This window comes from Streptomyces sp. R302 (genome assembly GCF_012927245.1).
Classification (GTDB): domain Bacteria; phylum Actinomycetota; class Actinomycetes; order Streptomycetales; family Streptomycetaceae; genus Streptomyces.
The window spans coordinates 1-14,205 of sequence record NZ_JABBGE010000003.1; the positions used below are offsets into that span (position 1 = coordinate 1).

The window sequence follows — 14,205 nt, forward strand, 5'->3', positions numbered from 1 at the left end:
AGCCTGAGACCTGATGCCGAGCCGATTGTGGTGAAGTGGATGATCCTATGCTGTCGAGAAAAGCCTCTAGCGAGTTTCATGGCGGCCCGTACCCTAAACCGACTCAGGTGGTCAGGTAGAGAATACCGAGGCGTTCGGGTGAACTATGGTTAAGGAACTCGGCAAAATGCCCCCGTAACTTCGGGAGAAGGGGGGCCACGTCTGGTGATGAGTCTTGCACTCTGAGCTGGGGGTGGCCGCAGAGACCAGCGAGAAGCGACTGTTTACTAAAAACACAGGTCCGTGCGAAGCCGTAAGGCGATGTATACGGACTGACGCCTGCCCGGTGCTGGAACGTTAAGGGGACCGGTTAGTGACCTTTCGGGGTTGCGAAGCTGAGAACTTAAGCGCCAGTAAACGGCGGTGGTAACTATAACCATCCTAAGGTAGCGAAATTCCTTGTCGGGTAAGTTCCGACCTGCACGAATGGCGTAACGACTTCTCGACTGTCTCAACCATAGGCCCGGTGAAATTGCACTACGAGTAAAGATGCTCGTTTCGCGCAGAAGGACGGAAAGACCCCGGGACCTTTACTACAGTTTGATATTGGTGTTCGGTTCGGCTTGTGTAGGATAGGTGGGAGACTGTGAAGCGGCCACGCCAGTGGTTGTGGAGTCGTCGTTGAAATACCACTCTGGTCGTGCTGGATGTCTAACCTGGGTCCGTGATCCGGATCAGGGACAGTGTCTGATGGGTAGTTTAACTGGGGCGGTTGCCTCCCAAAGGGTAACGGAGGCGCCCAAAGGTTCCCTCAGCCTGGTTGGCAATCAGGTGTTGAGTGTAAGTGCACAAGGGAGCTTGACTGTGAGACCGACGGGTCGAGCAGGGACGAAAGTCGGGACTAGTGATCCGGCGGTGGCTTGTGGAAGCGCCGTCGCTCAACGGATAAAAGGTACCCCGGGGATAACAGGCTGATCTTCCCCAAGAGTCCATATCGACGGGATGGTTTGGCACCTCGATGTCGGCTCGTCGCATCCTGGGGCTGGAGTCGGTCCCAAGGGTTGGGCTGTTCGCCCATTAAAGCGGTACGCGAGCTGGGTTTAGAACGTCGTGAGACAGTTCGGTCCCTATCCTCTGTGCGCGTAGGAATATTGAGAAGGGCTGTCCCTAGTACGAGAGGACCGGGACGGACGAACCTCTGGTGTGCCAGTTGTCCTGCCAAGGGCATGGCTGGTTGGCTACGTTCGGGAGGGATAACCGCTGAAAGCATCTAAGCGGGAAGCCTGCTTCGAGATGAGTATTCCCACCTCCTTGAGAGGGTAAGGCTCCCAGTAGACGACTGGGTTGATAGGCCGGATGTGGAAGCCCAGTAATGGGTGGAGCTGACCGGTACTAATAGGCCGAGGGCTTGTCCTCAGTTGCTCGCGTCCACTGTGTTAGTTCTGAAGTAACGAACTCCCGATTGCTGGTTGAGTTCAACTTCATAGTGTTTCGGTGGTCATAGCGTTAGGGAAACGCCCGGTTACATTCCGAACCCGGAAGCTAAGCCTTTCAGCGCCGATGGTACTGCAGGGGGGACCCTGTGGGAGAGTAGGACGCCGCCGAACAATCATTGTGGGGAAGCCCCGCACCTTATGGTGCGGGGCTTTTCTGCGTTCACGGCTGTTCTGATGGTCATCGGTCCAGGAACGGCAGCAGTACCCGGTGCAGCGGCAGATAGGCCGGCTGGTCGCTCAGGCCGATCTGGTAGCCGCGCATTCCTGCCGCGGAGGCCGCGGTGACCTCGTCGGGGTTCTCGCCCTCGAACACCGCCCGGCAGCCGCCGGAATGCTCGATGCCCCGCTGGAACAGGGCCGGTGCCGGCTTGTACTCCTCGGTGCCGCGCGGGGTGAGGATCCGGTCGCCGAAGTACTCCCAGACGAACGGCTCCGCCTCCGACCAGCTCGCCGCGATGTACTCCTTCGTCGCCTCCGCCCGTTCGGCATCGGTCGTGCCCCAGCTCGGCGGCACGTTCGTGATGAGGCCCATCGGTACCCCGGTGTGGTGCAGCTGCCGCAGGTACCGCAGCGCCCCCGGCATGTACGTGAGGCGAGCCCGGTCGGAGGTGTCGACCAGGGTGTCGCCCAGGTCGAACCAGACCACCGAGCAGGCCGGAACCCCCTGGTCGGAGGCCGGCTCGGCCGCCGACGCCGGGCCGGCGGGCGAGAGCAGTGTCGTCGCGGTGAGGGCCACCGCGGCCAGGCGAGCGAGCAACTTCATGAGAGATCCCCCGATTCCGTCGTGCCGACTTCCGGCAGGGGCACCATGATCGCGCCGTCACGCGGGCTTCACCAGACCGGTGTCGTAGGCGAGGATCACCGCCTGGACGCGGTCCCTCGTGCCCGTCTTCGCGAGGATGCGGCCCACGTGGGTCTTCACGGTGGACTCGGCCAGGTGGAGGCGTTCGGCGATCTCCGTGTTGGTCCAGCCCTGGGCGATGACGGTGAGGATCTCGCGTTCGCGTTCGGTGAGGGCGGACAGGCGGGGGTCGTCCTGTTCAGCCGCCACCGCGCCCGGGGACGGCGGCAGGTGGTGGATGTAGGTGTCCAGGAGGCGGCGGGTGAGGCTGGGGGCCACGACCGCGTCGCCGGCCGCCACCGCGCGGACGCCCGCGAGGAGTTCCTCCGGCTGGGCGTCCTTCACCAGGAAGCCGCTCGCGCCGGCGCGGAGGCCGTCGTACGCGTACTCGTCCAGGTCGAAGGTGGTGATGATGAGGACGCGGGTGCGGGCGCCCGTGGCGACGATCCGGCGGGTGGCCTCGATGCCGTCCAGGCCCGGCATGCGGATGTCCATCAGGACCACGTCCGGATGGTGGGCGGCGGCCTCGCGGACGGCCTCGGTGCCGTTCGCGGCCTCGCCGACGACCGTCATGTCGTCCTGGCTCTCCAGGAGCATGCGGAAGCCGAAGCGCTGCATCGGCTGGTCGTCGGCGATCAGAACCGTCGTCACGGGTGCTCTTCCTCAGGGGGGGATGGGGATGCGGAGCCGGACCTGCCAGCCGGCGCCGGCCGGCAGGGGGCCGGTGTCGAGTGTGCCGTCGTAGAGGGCCGCGCGCTCGCGCATTCCGGTGAGGCCCTGGCCCTGCCCGGGGGTGGCGGACGGGGTGCCCGTGTCGGTGACGGTCACCAGGAGGGCGTCCGGGGTGGTCCGGAGACGGACGGTGGCGTCGGCACCGGGGCCCGCGTGCTTGAGGGTGTTCGTCAGGGACTCCTGGACCACGCGGTAGACGGTGAGTTGGGCGCCCGGCGGGAGGGGCGGGAGGGGGTCGGGCAGGTCCGAGGTGACCGGCAGGCCCGCCTTGCGTACGCCCTCCAGGAGGGGGGCCAGGTCCTCCAGGGTCGGCTGGGGGGTGCGGACGGCGGACGGGGTCTCCTCGTCGGGGGCGGACAGGACGCCCAGGAGACGGCGGAGTTCGTCGAGGGCCTGGCGGCTCGTCGTGCCGATGGCGTCCAGGGCCTGGGCGGCCCGCTCGGGGCTCTTGGCCGCCGCGTACCGGCCGCCGTCCGCGAGGCCCGTGATGACCGAGAGGTTGTGGCCGATGATGTCGTGCATCTCGCGGGCGATCCTGGCCCGTTCGGCGGCGGCCGCGAGGCGTACCTCCTGGTCGCGCTCGATCTCCAGGCGGCGGGCCCGGTCGACGAGGCTCGCGGTGTGGTCGCGGCGGGAGCGGACCGTGATGCCCATGAGGGCCACGATCAGGTACGCCCACATCGCCGGGACGACGTGCAGGTCCCACTCGTCGCCGTCGAAGCGCAGCGCGCCCGTCAGGAGCGGTGCCGCGAGCAGCGGGAACGCCCACAGGAGGCGGCGCGGCGGGCGGGTCAGGGCGATGTGGAAGAGCGGGAGGGACTGGAGGAACGCGGCCTGGAGGAAGGCGCCGGACGCCTCGCTGACGAACGCCGCCGCCGTCATCGCCGCCAGGACCGTCGTCGGCCTGCGGCGGCGGGCGTACAGGGGGAGGGCGAGGGCCAGGCTGAGGGCGACGATCAGGCCGGAGGGGAGCGAGGGGTCCCGGGCCACGTTCCGCCAGCCGCCCGCCGCGTCCACCAGGGCGGCGATCGTCCAGCCGAGCGTCACCGCCGCGTCCCAGAGCCAGGGGCGGGCCGCGTCCACCGCCCGGACGCGGGTGATGAGTTGCCGCGTCCACCGGCTGGGCGCCGTCGTCTCCGTCGTCACCTCGCCATCATCCCCGGCGTCATCCCCGCACGTCCCGGCGGCGGAGCAGCAGCGCGGGGATCGCGAGCGCCGCCGCGGCCCACAGGGCGAGGGCGAGGAGGGCGGCCCCGGCCGAGGGGGCGTCGGGGAGCGGGGTCGCGGAGCCGAGGACGCCGGCGGCCTGGGTGGGGAAGTAGCGCAGGGCGGTGTCGACGGCGTCGTACGGGAGCATCCCGATGACCTCGGGGAGGACGAGGACGCCGCCGATGAACGCGCCGAGCGCGCCGGGTACGGAGCGGAGCGCGGCGCCCAGGCCGAGGGCGAGGAGCGACAGCAGGGCGAGGCCGGCCGCGTTGCCGGCGAGGGCCCCGAGGACGCCGTCGTCGCCCAGCGCCGCGGCCTGGTCGGTGTCGCCGAGGAAGACCTGGGCGGCGAGGAAGGTGGCCAGGTTGGTCAGGAAGGAGAGAGTGAACACCGTGGCGGCGAGGACGGCGGCCTTCGCCCACAGGACGGGGAGGCGGCCGGGGACGGCGGTGAAGGTGGCGCGGGCCAGGCCCGTGGAGCACTCGCCGGCGGTGACCAGGATGCCGAGGACGGCGAGGCAGACGCCGCCGAGCTGCGAGCCGAAGAGGGTGAGGACCACGGTGTCGACGTCCGAGTCGCCGCCGTCGGAGGTGTAGGTGGTGCCCATCAGGACGCCGACGCCGAGGACGAGGGCGACGGCCGTGGCGAGCGCGATCCAGGTCGAGCGGAGCGTCCACAGCTTGTGCCACTCGGAGCGGAGCACGCGGGTCGGGGTGACGTCGTAGGAGAGCGTGGTCATGCGGGGGCTCCCTGGTACTCGACGGAGTCGTGGGTGAGGTCCATGAACGCCTGCTCCAGGGAGGCGGTCTCCGGGGTGAGGGCGTGGAGTTCGACGGCGTGGGCGGCGGCGATCCGGCCGATCGCGGGTGCGTCCAGGCCGGTGACCCGGAGGGTGCCGGGGCCCTCGTCGGTGGTGCGGGCGGTGGCCGGGAGGAGGGCGCGGAGGCGGTCGGCGTCGGGGGAGACGACGAGGACGGAGGCCGCGCCCGCGTCGCGTACGAGCTCGGCGACGGTGGTGTCGGCGAGGAGCCGGCCCTTGCCGATGACGACGAGACGGTCGGCGGTCAGGGCCATCTCGCTCATCAGGTGCGAGGAGACGAGGACCGTGCGGCCTTCGGCGGCGAGGTCCCTGAGGAGGGTGCGGATCCAGCGGACGCCCTCCGGGTCGAGGCCGTTGACGGGTTCGTCGAGGACGACGGCGGCCGGGTCGCCGAGGAGGGCGGCGGCGATGCCGAGGCGCTGGCCCATGCCGAGCGAGAAGCCCTTCACGCGGCGGCCGGCGACCTCCGCGAGGCCGGTGGCGCCGAGGACCTGCTCGACGCGGGAGCGCGGGATGCCGTGGGTGTGGGCGAGGGCCATGAGGTGGTGGAAGGCGGTGCGGCCGGGGTGGAAGGAGCGGGCGTCGAGGAGGGCGCCGACCCGGGTGAGCGGCGCCGGGTGGCCGGCGTACGCGCGGCCGTCGACGGTTGCGGTGCCGTGGGTCGGGGCGTCGAGGCCGAGGATCATGCGCAGGGTGGTGGACTTCCCGGCGCCGTTGGGGCCGAGGAAGCCGGTGACGGTGCCGGGGCGGACGGTGAACGAGAGGTCCCGGACGACGGTGCGGTCGCCGTACCGCTTGGTGAGTCGCTCTGCTCGGATCATGGCTTCGACGCTACGGAGCGGGCGGGGCGCGGGCGTCCGACCGTGGTCGGCAGCGGGCCGGGCGGTGTCGTACCGGGGTACCACTCCGCGACCCTGAGCTGCGAATCTCCCTTGTCGGCGGGGGTGGCGGCGGGTCAGGATGCGGCATGAACGTCACGATCCGTACCGTCCTGGCCGACGAGTGGGAGAAGGCGCGCGAGCTGCGGCTCGCCGCCCTCCTCGACCCCGTCGCGCACCTCGCCTTCCTGGAGACCCACGAGGACGCGGCCGCGCGTCCGGACGACTTCTGGAAGGAGCGGACGGCGCACGCCTCGACGACCGGAGAGGGCCGGGTGCGGCAGTTCGTCGCCGAGGCGCCCGACGGGCACTGGCTGGGTACGGTGACGGTGCTCGTCGAACGAGCCGCCGACGACGCCGAGGTGCGGTTCGGCGATCCGGCGAAGGTCGACCAGACGCACCTGGTCGGCGTCTACGTGCGGCCCGAGGCGCGCGGCGGCGGCGTGATCGACGCGCTGTTCCGGGCGGCCGTGGAGTGGTCGTGGACCGTGGCGGGGATCGAGCGCGTCCGTCTGTACGTGCACGAGGAGAACGCCCGCGCCGCCGCCTTCTACCGCCGCTTCGGCTTCGTCCCGTCCGGCGAGCGGGTCCCGGTGCCGGGCGGCACGGGCGCGTACGAGGACGAGTACGAGCTGCTGCCGCCGGGGGCGGCCCGGCACGGCGGGCAGCCGAGTTAGCTGGATCGTGTGATGGTCCGGTCGCAGGCTTGAGGCGCCTTGGGCTGGTCGGGCTAACGTGGCTGTGCGACCTGGGACACCGGGAGCGGAGCCAGCGTGCGGAGCCCCCTTTCCTCCGGAGCGAAGGTCTGGGGCCTCTCCGTCGCCCTCTGTCCGTCCCCACTTGGCCAGGTCGTGAGGGAACTGGCCTCCTTGGACCGGACCACGCACGCGATGCGTGTCGCCGCCCAGGGGTTGAGTACGCCGGGGACCAGTGCGCCCAAGACCGTTCGGGGCGTGCGGCTGAACAGGACCCGTTCCGGCTCAGTCACCAGGAACGGTGTACGTCCGTCCCGAGGCGCGCGGGAGCGGCCTGGTGAACGCGCTGTTCACCACCGTGCACGAGGAGAACGTCCGGGCGGCGGCCGCGTACCGGCGCCTCGGGTTCGTGGCGACCGGGGGCCGGGCGGACACGGTCGGCTCGGGCGAGCTCCATGACCTGGAGTACGTGCTGCAGCGGCCGTAGCGCTCAGTGGAGCGAGTGCTGGGGCCAGCGGGTGCGGGACTGCTCCGGGGAGCGCATCAGGGCCAGGGTGGGGAGGCCCTGGCGGGGGCCGTCCGCGAGGAGGGACGGGAGCTCCGGGAGGGGGGCGACGGCGGCGATGTCGTCGAGGACCAGGGTGAGTGGTGGGTCGAGCCGACCGTCGGATGACCGTGCGGCCATGCGGCGGCCGTGCTCGACCACGTGCGACGCGAGCGCGGTGAGGAGGGGCATCGCGCCCGGGCGGGTGCGCGGGTCCTCGATCGCTTCGCCCACCACGTAGAGGGTGCCCCCTTCGGCGAGGAAAGATGCCAGGGCCAGCGAATCCGTTCGATTCGGGGTGCAGGCCTCGCGGATGTGGACCGAGGAGAAGGCGGAGAAGGCACGGGCCGTCAGTTCCTGGGCCAGGCGCCGGGTGTCGGGGTGGGCGGTGAGGGCGGCTTCGAGGAGGCCGGCGAGGCCGGAGGCGGCCTTGGGGTGGCCGCGGAGGATGCGTACGGGCTCGTGGGCGTCGGTGCCCTGGGCCCAGCGGTGGACCTGGCGGAAGGGGCGGCCGTCGACGGCGGCGGCGTGGAGCCAGCAGCGCAGGAGGGTTTCGGCGGTGGTGGCGGTGGCCGCGTCGAGCCGGGCGTGCGGGCGGACCGGGGCGAGGAGGGCGGCGGCGCGGGCCTGGGCGGTGTCCGGGTCCGCGCAGCCCTCGGCGGGGGACCAGTGGAGGCGGGCCGGGGTGTCGCAGAGGTGGCCGGGGTCGTAGACGAGGACCGGGCCGAGCTTGCCGCGGACGTCCTTGGTGGCGGACCAGACGGCGGGGTCGGAGGTGACGACGAGGACCGGGCCCTCGGCGTCGTGGATCGCCTGGACGGCCAGGGGGCGGCGGGTGTCGGGCGGGCCGTAGACCGTGCCGGTGGCGGGGGGTTCCGGAGAGGGCGGGGTCGGTGACGGGTCTTCGGGGGCGGTCTTCTGTATCGGTACGGGGGCGGGTTCGGGGGTGGGGGCGGGGTCCTGTGCGGGGGTCGGGGCCGGGTCGCGTACCGGGGCGGGGGTGCCGGCGTACGTGCCCGCCTTGCGTTGCGCGCGGACGGCGCGCCAGCGGGCGTAGGTGCCGAGGAGGAAGACGGCGAGGACGGCGAGGACCATCGCCTGGCCGATGACCAGGCCCCAGAAGAGGCCGTAGCCGGAGAGCTGGCCGGGCGGGGTGTCCGGCCAGGCGGCCGGGAGGTCGGTGGGGGCGGTCGCCAGGGCGCGGAGGGCCGGCGGGGTGCGGGTGAGCCGCACCCCGTCGGGCCAGGCGCCGTGCGCGAGGAGGCCGGCGAGGCCGGTCGCGGACCAGACGAGCAGGGAGAGGCCGAGGATCAGGGCGAAGAGCCCGATCAGGAAGCCGTCGGAGACGCCGCCGCCCTGCTTCTGCCGTGCCTCCGTCACGTCACGCCACCGTCGACTGGGAGCTGTCGTCCAGCTGGCGTTCCATCATCAGCGCGCGCTGCTCGGTCTCCCACTCCAGGTCGGGGTCGGCGGGGCCGGAGGCCTCGGTCATGGCGCGGTCGGTGTAGACGAGCGGGCGTTCCCGTTCGGTGATGAGGTGTTTGACCACCTGCACGTTGCCGTTGACGTCCCAGACGGCGATGCCGGGGGTGAGGGTCGGGATGATCTCGACGGCCCAGCGGGGCAGGCCGAGGACCGCGCCGGTATGGCGGGCCTCGTCGGCCTTCTGGGCGTAGACGGTCCGGGTGGAGGCCATCTTGAGGATCGCCGCGGCCTCCTTGGCGGCGGCGCCGTCGACGACGTCGGAGAGGTGGTGGACGACCGCGACGAAGGAGAGGCCGAGGCGGCGGCCGAACTTGAGCAGGCGCTGGAACAGCTGGGCCACGAAGGGGCTGTTGATGATGTGCCAGGCCTCCTCGACGAGGAAGATGCGCTTCTTCCGGTCGGGGCGGATCCAGGTGTGTTCCAGCCACACGCCGACGATCGCCATGAGGATGGGCATGGCGATGGAGTTGCGGTCGATGTGGGAGAGGTCGAAGACGATCAGGGGCGCGTCGAGGTCGATGCCGACCGTGGTCGGGCCGTCGAACATGCCGCGCAGGTCGCCGTCGACGAGCCGGTCGAGGACGAGGGCCACGTCGAGGCCCCAGGCCCGTACGTCGTCTATGTCGACGTTCATCGCCTCCGCCGACTCGGCCTCGGGGTGGCGCAGGCGCTCGACGATGTCGGTGAGGATCGGCTGGCGTTCGGTGATGTGCTCGTTGACGTGGGCGTGGGCGACCTTGAGCGCGAAGCCGGAGCGCTCGTCGAGGCCGTGGCCCATCGCCACCTCGATGATGGTGCGCAGCAGGGCGAGCTGGCCGGTGGTGGTGATGGCGGGGTCGAGCGGGTTGAGGCGGATCCCGGAGTCGTTCGCGACCATGGGGTCCAGGCGGATGGGGGTTATCCCCAGCTCCTGGGCGATGAGGTTCCACTCGCCGACGCCGTCCTCGCCCTGGGCGTCGAGGACGACGACCTGCCGGTCGCGGAAGCGGAGCTGGCGGAGCACGTACGTCTTCTCCAGGGCGGACTTGCCGTTGCCGGATTCGCCGAGGACGAGCCAGTGGGGGGCGGGGAGCTGCTGTCCGTACAGCTGGAAGGGGTCGTAGACGTAGCCCTTGCCGCTGTAGACCTCGCGGCCGATGATCACGCCGGAGTCGCCGAGGCCGGGGGCGGCCGTCGGCAGGTAGACGGCCTGGGCCTGACCGGTGGAGGTGCGCACGGGCAGGCGGGTGGTCTCCACCTTCCCGAGGACGAAGGAGGTGAAGGCTTCGGTGAGGACGGACAGCGGATCTCGCATCGGTCGGTGCCCCTTCGGCCCTAGCGGCGGATGCCGGTCGCGAACGGCAGGGTGTTCACAAAGGCCCGGTGGTGCTCGCGGTCGCACCACTCCAGCTTGAGGTACGACTTGCCGGCGGAGGCCCTGATCGTGCGCTTGTCGCGGGCGAGGGCCTCGGGCGAGCGCGCCGATACGGTGATGTACCCGACGAGGTTGACGCCTGCCGCGCCGCTGGCGAGATCTTCACCCCGCTGGTCGAGCCGGCCGTGGGCGGCGATGTCGCGGGGGTCGATCGTGCGGTTCATCTTGGCCTGGCGGGAGGCCTCGGCCTCGTCGTTGGTCTTCTCGGTGAGCATGCGCTCGATGGCGACCTCGGTGGGTTCCAGGTCCATGGTGACGGCGACGGTGCGGATGACGTCGGGGGTGTGGACGAGGAGCGGGGCGAGGAAGTTGACGCCGACCGGGGTCATCGGCCACTCCTTGACCCAGGCGGTGGCGTGGCACCAGGGGGCGCGGGTGGAGGACTCGCGGGTCTTGGCCTGGAGGTAGGTGGACTCCATGGCGTCGAGTTCGGCGGGCCAAGCGTTTCGTTTCGTCATGGCCTGGATGTGGTCGATCGGGTGGTCCGGGTCGTACATGGAGTGGACCAGGGAGGCGAGCCGGGACTGGCCGAGGGGCTGGCGGACCCGGATGTCGGCCTCGGTGAGGCGGGCGCAGATGTCGGTGAGCTCGCGGGCCATGACGACGGCGAGGCCGCCGTCGCGGTCGAGGCGGCGGGCGCCGGTGGCGTGCCGGGTGGCGTGGGCCATGGCGTTGGCCTCGGCGGCGAGGTCGCGCGTGTAGTGCATGCAGGCGACGAGGTAGGCGCGGTGCTGCTCGCTGGAGGTGGAGACCATGGACTGGAGCTGGTCGTACGACTCCTGGAGCCAGCCGGGCGCGGCCGGGTCGCCGCGCTGGGCGACGTCCTTGGCGTGGGCGTCGGGGTCGGCGGGGAGGGTGCGGGCCAGCATCTGGAGGCGGGTGACGAAGCCGTCGCCGTTGGCGACGTGCTTGAGGAGGGTGCCGAAGCGGTCGACCAGGGCCTCCTGGTCCTCGGAGTCGCGCAGGCCGACGCCGGGGCCCTCGATCTCGATGGCGGCGGTGACGGTGCGGCGGTCCGCGTGGAGGAGGACGGCGATCTCGTCGGGGCCGAAGGGGGCGGAGAGCCAGCTGACGCGGCCGATGCCGGGGGGCGGGCCGACCTCGACCTCGCGGCCGTCGAGGCGGGTGCCGGCCTCGACGGCGGTGGAGCGGTAGGCGGTGCCGCGCTTGAGCATCCGCTTGTAGCTGCGGTTGATCTCGAACCACTTGTAGAACGTGCGCTGCTTGTACGGCAGGTACACGGCGGCGATGGCGAGGACGGGCAGGCCGGCGAGGAGTGCGATCCGCAGGGGGAGGAGGGGGACGAGGAGTCCGCTCATCATGCCGAGGAAGGCGCCGACGACGATCAGGGCGATCTCGCCGGTCTCGCGGTTCTTGCCGACGATCGCGTTCGGCCGGGCGCGGCCGATGAGATACGTGCGGCGGGGCGTGACCGGCTGGGACTGGGTCGTCAACGCCCTGCACCTCCTGCTCCTGTGTTCTTGCCGCTGGTGCGGTTGCTGTGCGGGGTGCCCGCGGTGGGGCTGCTGCTGCGGGGCGGGGGCGTGGAGCCGCCGCCCTGGGGGGTGCGGCCGCCGTGGGCGGCGACGCCGCCGGAGACCGGGTTGGCGGGGCGGGGGGCGGAGGAGGAGTTCTGGCCGCCGCCGGAGCCGCCGTTGTCGCGGGTGCTGTGGGTCTTGATGCCCTGGGAGACGAGGGAGGCGGGGGAGGAGATGACGGCGGCGGCCGCGTTCTCGCCGGCGCGGTGGAGGCGGTTGTTGCGGGAGGCGACGATCTCGTCTCCGAAGCCGGGGACGAAGCGGTAGATCATCGCGGAGGAGAAGATCGCCAGGAGGATGATCGCGAGGCCGGAGACGACGGCGGAGAAGGAGTCGGGGCCGGTGCCGGAGGAGAGGGCGCCGGCGAGGCCGAGGACGATCACGATGATCGGCTTGACCAGGATGACGGCGATCATGATGCCGGCCCAGCGGCGGACGTGGCCCCACATGTTCTTGTCGACGAGGCCGGAGTAGACGACGACGCCGAGGAGGGCGCCGACGTAGAGGAGCACGGCGCGGAGGAAGAGCTCCAGGTAGAGGACGCCGGCGGCGAGGACGGTGACCAGGCTGACGATGATCAGCATGATCGGTCCGCCGCTGATGGAGTCGCCCTTCTGCAGGGCCTGTTTGAACGCGCCGAAGAACACGTCGGTCTGCTGGCCGGTGCCGGAGGCGATGACCTCGGTGACGGCGTCGGTGGCGTTGACGACGGTGTAGAGGATCAGCGGGGTGAAGGCGGAGGCGAGGACGGTCAGCCAGAGGAAGCCGACGGCCTCGGAGAGCGCGGTGGTGAGCGGCACGCCGCGCATGGCGCGCTTGGCGACGGCGAGCAGCCAGAGGAGGACGGTGAGGAAGGTGGCGGCGGCGAAGACGACGGCGTACCGGGAGAGGAACGCGGTGTTCGTGAAGTCGACCTCGGCGGTCTCCTTCACGGCCTTCGAGAGGTAGTCGACGACGGCCACGGCGGCGTCGGCGCAGCCGCGGGCCAGGGAGGTGAGGGGGTCGAGGGCGTTCGCCGGGTCGTTGACCGTCCCGGAGGACGAGCCTCCGCCGCCGGTGCCGCCAGTGCCCTGCCCTTCGCAGTAGTCCCGGGCGGTGTCGCTGAGCAGCCCGCAGGGGTTGGTGCTGTCGCTCGGGGCGGGCGTCGGGGTGCCCGAGGGGGGTGCGGTCGAGGGCGAGGGCGGGGTGGTGGGGTCGGCGAGGGCCCGGCCCGCGAAGAGGACGACCGCCACCTGGGCGGTTCCCAGTACGGCGGTGGCGCGGGCGAGGAGGGCGGCGGGCCTACCGGGCATAGGTGAAGCCTCCGAACTGTTCGACGGCGTCCGCCATGTCCTGGGACGAGGAGGCCCGCTGGTCGCGGCCGACCGGGACGGGGCCGTCCTTCTGGCGGACGTCGACGATCTTCCAGTCGCCGCCGGTCCAGAGGAGCTCGTAGGTCTTGGTGTACCAGGCCTCGGAGACGGGGTTCTTCGACTCCTCCCCGGCGAGTCCGAAGAGGTACGAGTGCCAGACGGACACCGTCGCCCGTTCCGGCGTGTACGTCTCCACCTTCGTGCCCACGGGGATGGTCCGGGCGACGAAGGTGAGCCCCTGGGGGGCCGTGCCGTCCTCCTGGAGGCCGATGCGGGCCAGCAGTGTCTTGTCGCCGTAGGCCTTGTCGAGGTCGGTGACGCGGCCGTCGGCCACCTCGGGGGCGTAGATCGCGCGTACCAGGGCCTCGCGGGGGCCCCGTTGGTACATGTCCGGGGAGCCCAGGGCCGTGGCGAAGTTGGCGGCGGCCGACTGGGCGCCCTGTTCGTCGTGGGCGTGGCCGGTGGGGACGGTGCCGTTGGTGTGGGGGACGGGGCGGGTGCCGGTGGGGGCGGTGGCGGAGTGGGCGGGGGTGCCGGAGGAGGGGGCCGGGTCCGACGGGTCGCCGCCGCGGTTGGCGAAGGCGATCGCGGCGACGAGCAGCACCACGACGCCCACGCCCATGAGCAGGGGGCGGGAGCCGCGGGCGGGGCGCCGGGGGCCGCCGTGGACGTCACCGGTGTTGCCCTCGGGCAGGCGGGTACGGGTCTGGCCCGAGCCGCCGTAACCGTCGTGCTCGTCGCCGGGACTCATGCCGGGTACGCCCCCTCGTTCGTTCGTGGGTGGGACCGCTGGTGACGTGCGGTCAGATCGCCATTCCGTAGACGATGGTGAAGAGCGTCCCCAGGGAGCCGATGATGAAGACGCCGGTGAGGCCGGCGACGATCAGGCCCTTGCCCTGTTCCGCGCTGAAGGTGTCGCGGAGCGCGGTCGCGCCGATGCGCTGTTTGGCCGCTCCCCAGATGGCGATGCCGAGGCAGAGCAGGATGGCCACGGCCATCACGACCTCGATCATGATCTTCGCTTCGGCGCCGAGGCTCCCGAAAGGGCCCCAGTTCGGGGCGATTCCACCGATGATGGTGGTGATGTCGCCCTTCTCGGCCGCCAGGTACATAGAACTCACCGCCCCTGTCGGGTCGTTGGTCACCCCTGCCGGACGGCATGGGTCATCACCACTATCTTCGCTGATGAAACCGCTCGCGTGTGACGGCTTGGCGGCTCTCT

13 protein-coding genes and 2 rRNA genes are annotated in these 14,205 nt (G+C 71.1%); 4 read left to right on the plus strand and 11 right to left on the minus strand.

Annotated elements, in window-relative coordinates:
• Both HHL19_RS09380 and rrf read left to right on the plus strand, forming a co-directional pair.
• Nucleotides 1–1,395 (plus strand): 23S ribosomal RNA (locus tag HHL19_RS09380); the annotation flags it as partial.
• A gap of 74 nt (nucleotides 1,396–1,469) precedes the next feature.
• Nucleotides 1,470–1,586, plus strand: a 5S ribosomal RNA gene (rrf, locus tag HHL19_RS09385).
• A gap of 67 nt (nucleotides 1,587–1,653) precedes the next feature.
• Here the strand turns inward: rrf and HHL19_RS09390 are convergent.
• Genes HHL19_RS09390 through HHL19_RS09410 form a run of 5 tightly spaced genes read right to left on the minus strand, consistent with a single transcriptional unit; the run spans nucleotide 1,654 to nucleotide 5,898 of the window.
• Nucleotides 1,654–2,238, minus strand: a complete 585-nt coding sequence (locus HHL19_RS09390) for a hypothetical protein (RefSeq protein ID WP_169087655.1) — start codon at nucleotides 2,236–2,238, stop codon at nucleotides 1,654–1,656.
• 57 nt (nucleotides 2,239–2,295) lie between these two features.
• Entirely contained in the window at nucleotides 2,296–2,967 is a 672-nt protein-coding gene (locus HHL19_RS09395) for a response regulator transcription factor (RefSeq protein ID WP_169087657.1), read from the minus strand.
• Between the two features lie 12 nt (nucleotides 2,968–2,979).
• The gene (locus tag HHL19_RS09400; RefSeq protein WP_169087659.1) at nucleotides 2,980–4,194 is read right to left on the minus strand and encodes a histidine kinase; all 1,215 of its coding nucleotides are present in this window, start codon (nucleotides 4,192–4,194) and stop codon (nucleotides 2,980–2,982) included.
• A 19-nt stretch (nucleotides 4,195–4,213) separates the two neighbouring features.
• On the minus strand, nucleotides 4,214–4,996 hold the full coding sequence (locus HHL19_RS09405; protein ID WP_169087661.1) for an ABC transporter permease: 783 nt from the start codon (nucleotides 4,994–4,996) through the stop codon (nucleotides 4,214–4,216).
• The gene (locus HHL19_RS09410; RefSeq protein WP_169087663.1) at nucleotides 4,993–5,898 is read right to left on the minus strand and encodes an ABC transporter ATP-binding protein; all 906 of its coding nucleotides are present in this window, start codon (nucleotides 5,896–5,898) and stop codon (nucleotides 4,993–4,995) included. Before HHL19_RS09410 ends, HHL19_RS09405 begins: the two co-directional genes overlap by 4 nt.
• 146 nt (nucleotides 5,899–6,044) lie before the next feature.
• On the opposite strand from HHL19_RS09410, the gene HHL19_RS09415 reads away from it, so the two are divergent.
• Together HHL19_RS09415 and HHL19_RS09420 are read left to right on the plus strand one after the other, a co-directional pair.
• Nucleotides 6,045–6,632 carry a GNAT family N-acetyltransferase gene (locus tag HHL19_RS09415; RefSeq protein WP_169087664.1) on the plus strand — a complete coding sequence of 196 codons (588 nt, stop codon included), beginning with the start codon at nucleotides 6,045–6,047 and terminating at the stop codon, nucleotides 6,630–6,632.
• 355 nt (nucleotides 6,633–6,987) lie between these two features.
• Nucleotides 6,988–7,137, plus strand: coding sequence for a hypothetical protein (locus HHL19_RS09420; RefSeq protein ID WP_240981523.1), 150 nt, complete (start codon nucleotides 6,988–6,990; stop codon nucleotides 7,135–7,137).
• Nucleotides 7,138–7,140: 3 nt separating this feature from the next.
• Here HHL19_RS09420 and HHL19_RS09425 read toward each other — a convergent pair whose 3' ends face one another.
• From HHL19_RS09425 to HHL19_RS09450, 6 genes are read right to left on the minus strand one after another with little or no spacing between them, the layout of a single operon-like run.
• Nucleotides 7,141–8,574, minus strand: a complete 1,434-nt coding sequence (locus HHL19_RS09425) for a type VI secretion protein (RefSeq protein ID WP_169087666.1) — start codon at nucleotides 8,572–8,574, stop codon at nucleotides 7,141–7,143.
• A 1-nt stretch (nucleotide 8,575) separates the two neighbouring features.
• The gene (locus HHL19_RS09430) at nucleotides 8,576–9,973 is read right to left on the minus strand and encodes an ATP-binding protein (protein WP_169087668.1); all 1,398 of its coding nucleotides are present in this window, start codon (nucleotides 9,971–9,973) and stop codon (nucleotides 8,576–8,578) included.
• Nucleotides 9,974–9,993: 20 nt separating this feature from the next.
• Complete coding sequence (locus HHL19_RS09435) at nucleotides 9,994–11,547, minus strand: SCO6880 family protein (RefSeq protein WP_169087670.1); 1,554 nt, start codon at nucleotides 11,545–11,547, stop codon at nucleotides 9,994–9,996.
• Nucleotides 11,544–12,923 carry a hypothetical protein gene (locus tag HHL19_RS09440; protein WP_169087672.1) on the minus strand — a complete coding sequence of 460 codons (1,380 nt, stop codon included), beginning with the start codon at nucleotides 12,921–12,923 and terminating at the stop codon, nucleotides 11,544–11,546. Before HHL19_RS09440 ends, HHL19_RS09435 begins: the two co-directional genes overlap by 4 nt.
• Nucleotides 12,913–13,734, minus strand: coding sequence for a hypothetical protein (locus HHL19_RS09445; protein WP_169087674.1), 822 nt, complete (start codon nucleotides 13,732–13,734; stop codon nucleotides 12,913–12,915). Before HHL19_RS09445 ends, HHL19_RS09440 begins: the two co-directional genes overlap by 11 nt.
• A gap of 52 nt (nucleotides 13,735–13,786) precedes the next feature.
• The gene (locus HHL19_RS09450) at nucleotides 13,787–14,095 is read right to left on the minus strand and encodes a hypothetical protein (protein ID WP_030495498.1); all 309 of its coding nucleotides are present in this window, start codon (nucleotides 14,093–14,095) and stop codon (nucleotides 13,787–13,789) included.
• Between the last annotated feature and the right edge of the window lie 110 nt (nucleotides 14,096–14,205).

What these genes read in the sequence shown, in the direction of transcription:
- HHL19_RS09390 (WP_169087655.1), bottom strand. Translation starts at nt 2,238, where the DNA reads ATGAAGTTGCTCGCTCGCCTGGCCGCGGTGGCCCTCACCGCGACGACA.
- HHL19_RS09405 (WP_169087661.1), bottom strand. Translation starts at nt 4,996, where the DNA reads ATGACCACGCTCTCCTACGACGTCACCCCGACCCGCGTGCTCCGCTCC.
- HHL19_RS09410 (WP_169087663.1), bottom strand. Translation starts at nt 5,898, where the DNA reads ATGATCCGAGCAGAGCGACTCACCAAGCGGTACGGCGACCGCACCGTC.
- HHL19_RS09415 (WP_169087664.1), top strand. Translation starts at nt 6,045, where the DNA reads ATGAACGTCACGATCCGTACCGTCCTGGCCGACGAGTGGGAGAAGGCG.
- HHL19_RS09430 (WP_169087668.1), bottom strand. Translation starts at nt 9,973, where the DNA reads ATGCGAGATCCGCTGTCCGTCCTCACCGAAGCCTTCACCTCCTTCGTC.
- HHL19_RS09440 (WP_169087672.1), bottom strand. Translation starts at nt 12,923, where the DNA reads ATGCCCGGTAGGCCCGCCGCCCTCCTCGCCCGCGCCACCGCCGTACTG.
- HHL19_RS09445 (WP_169087674.1), bottom strand. Translation starts at nt 13,734, where the DNA reads ATGAGTCCCGGCGACGAGCACGACGGTTACGGCGGCTCGGGCCAGACC.
- HHL19_RS09450 (WP_030495498.1), bottom strand. Translation starts at nt 14,095, where the DNA reads ATGTACCTGGCGGCCGAGAAGGGCGACATCACCACCATCATCGGTGGA.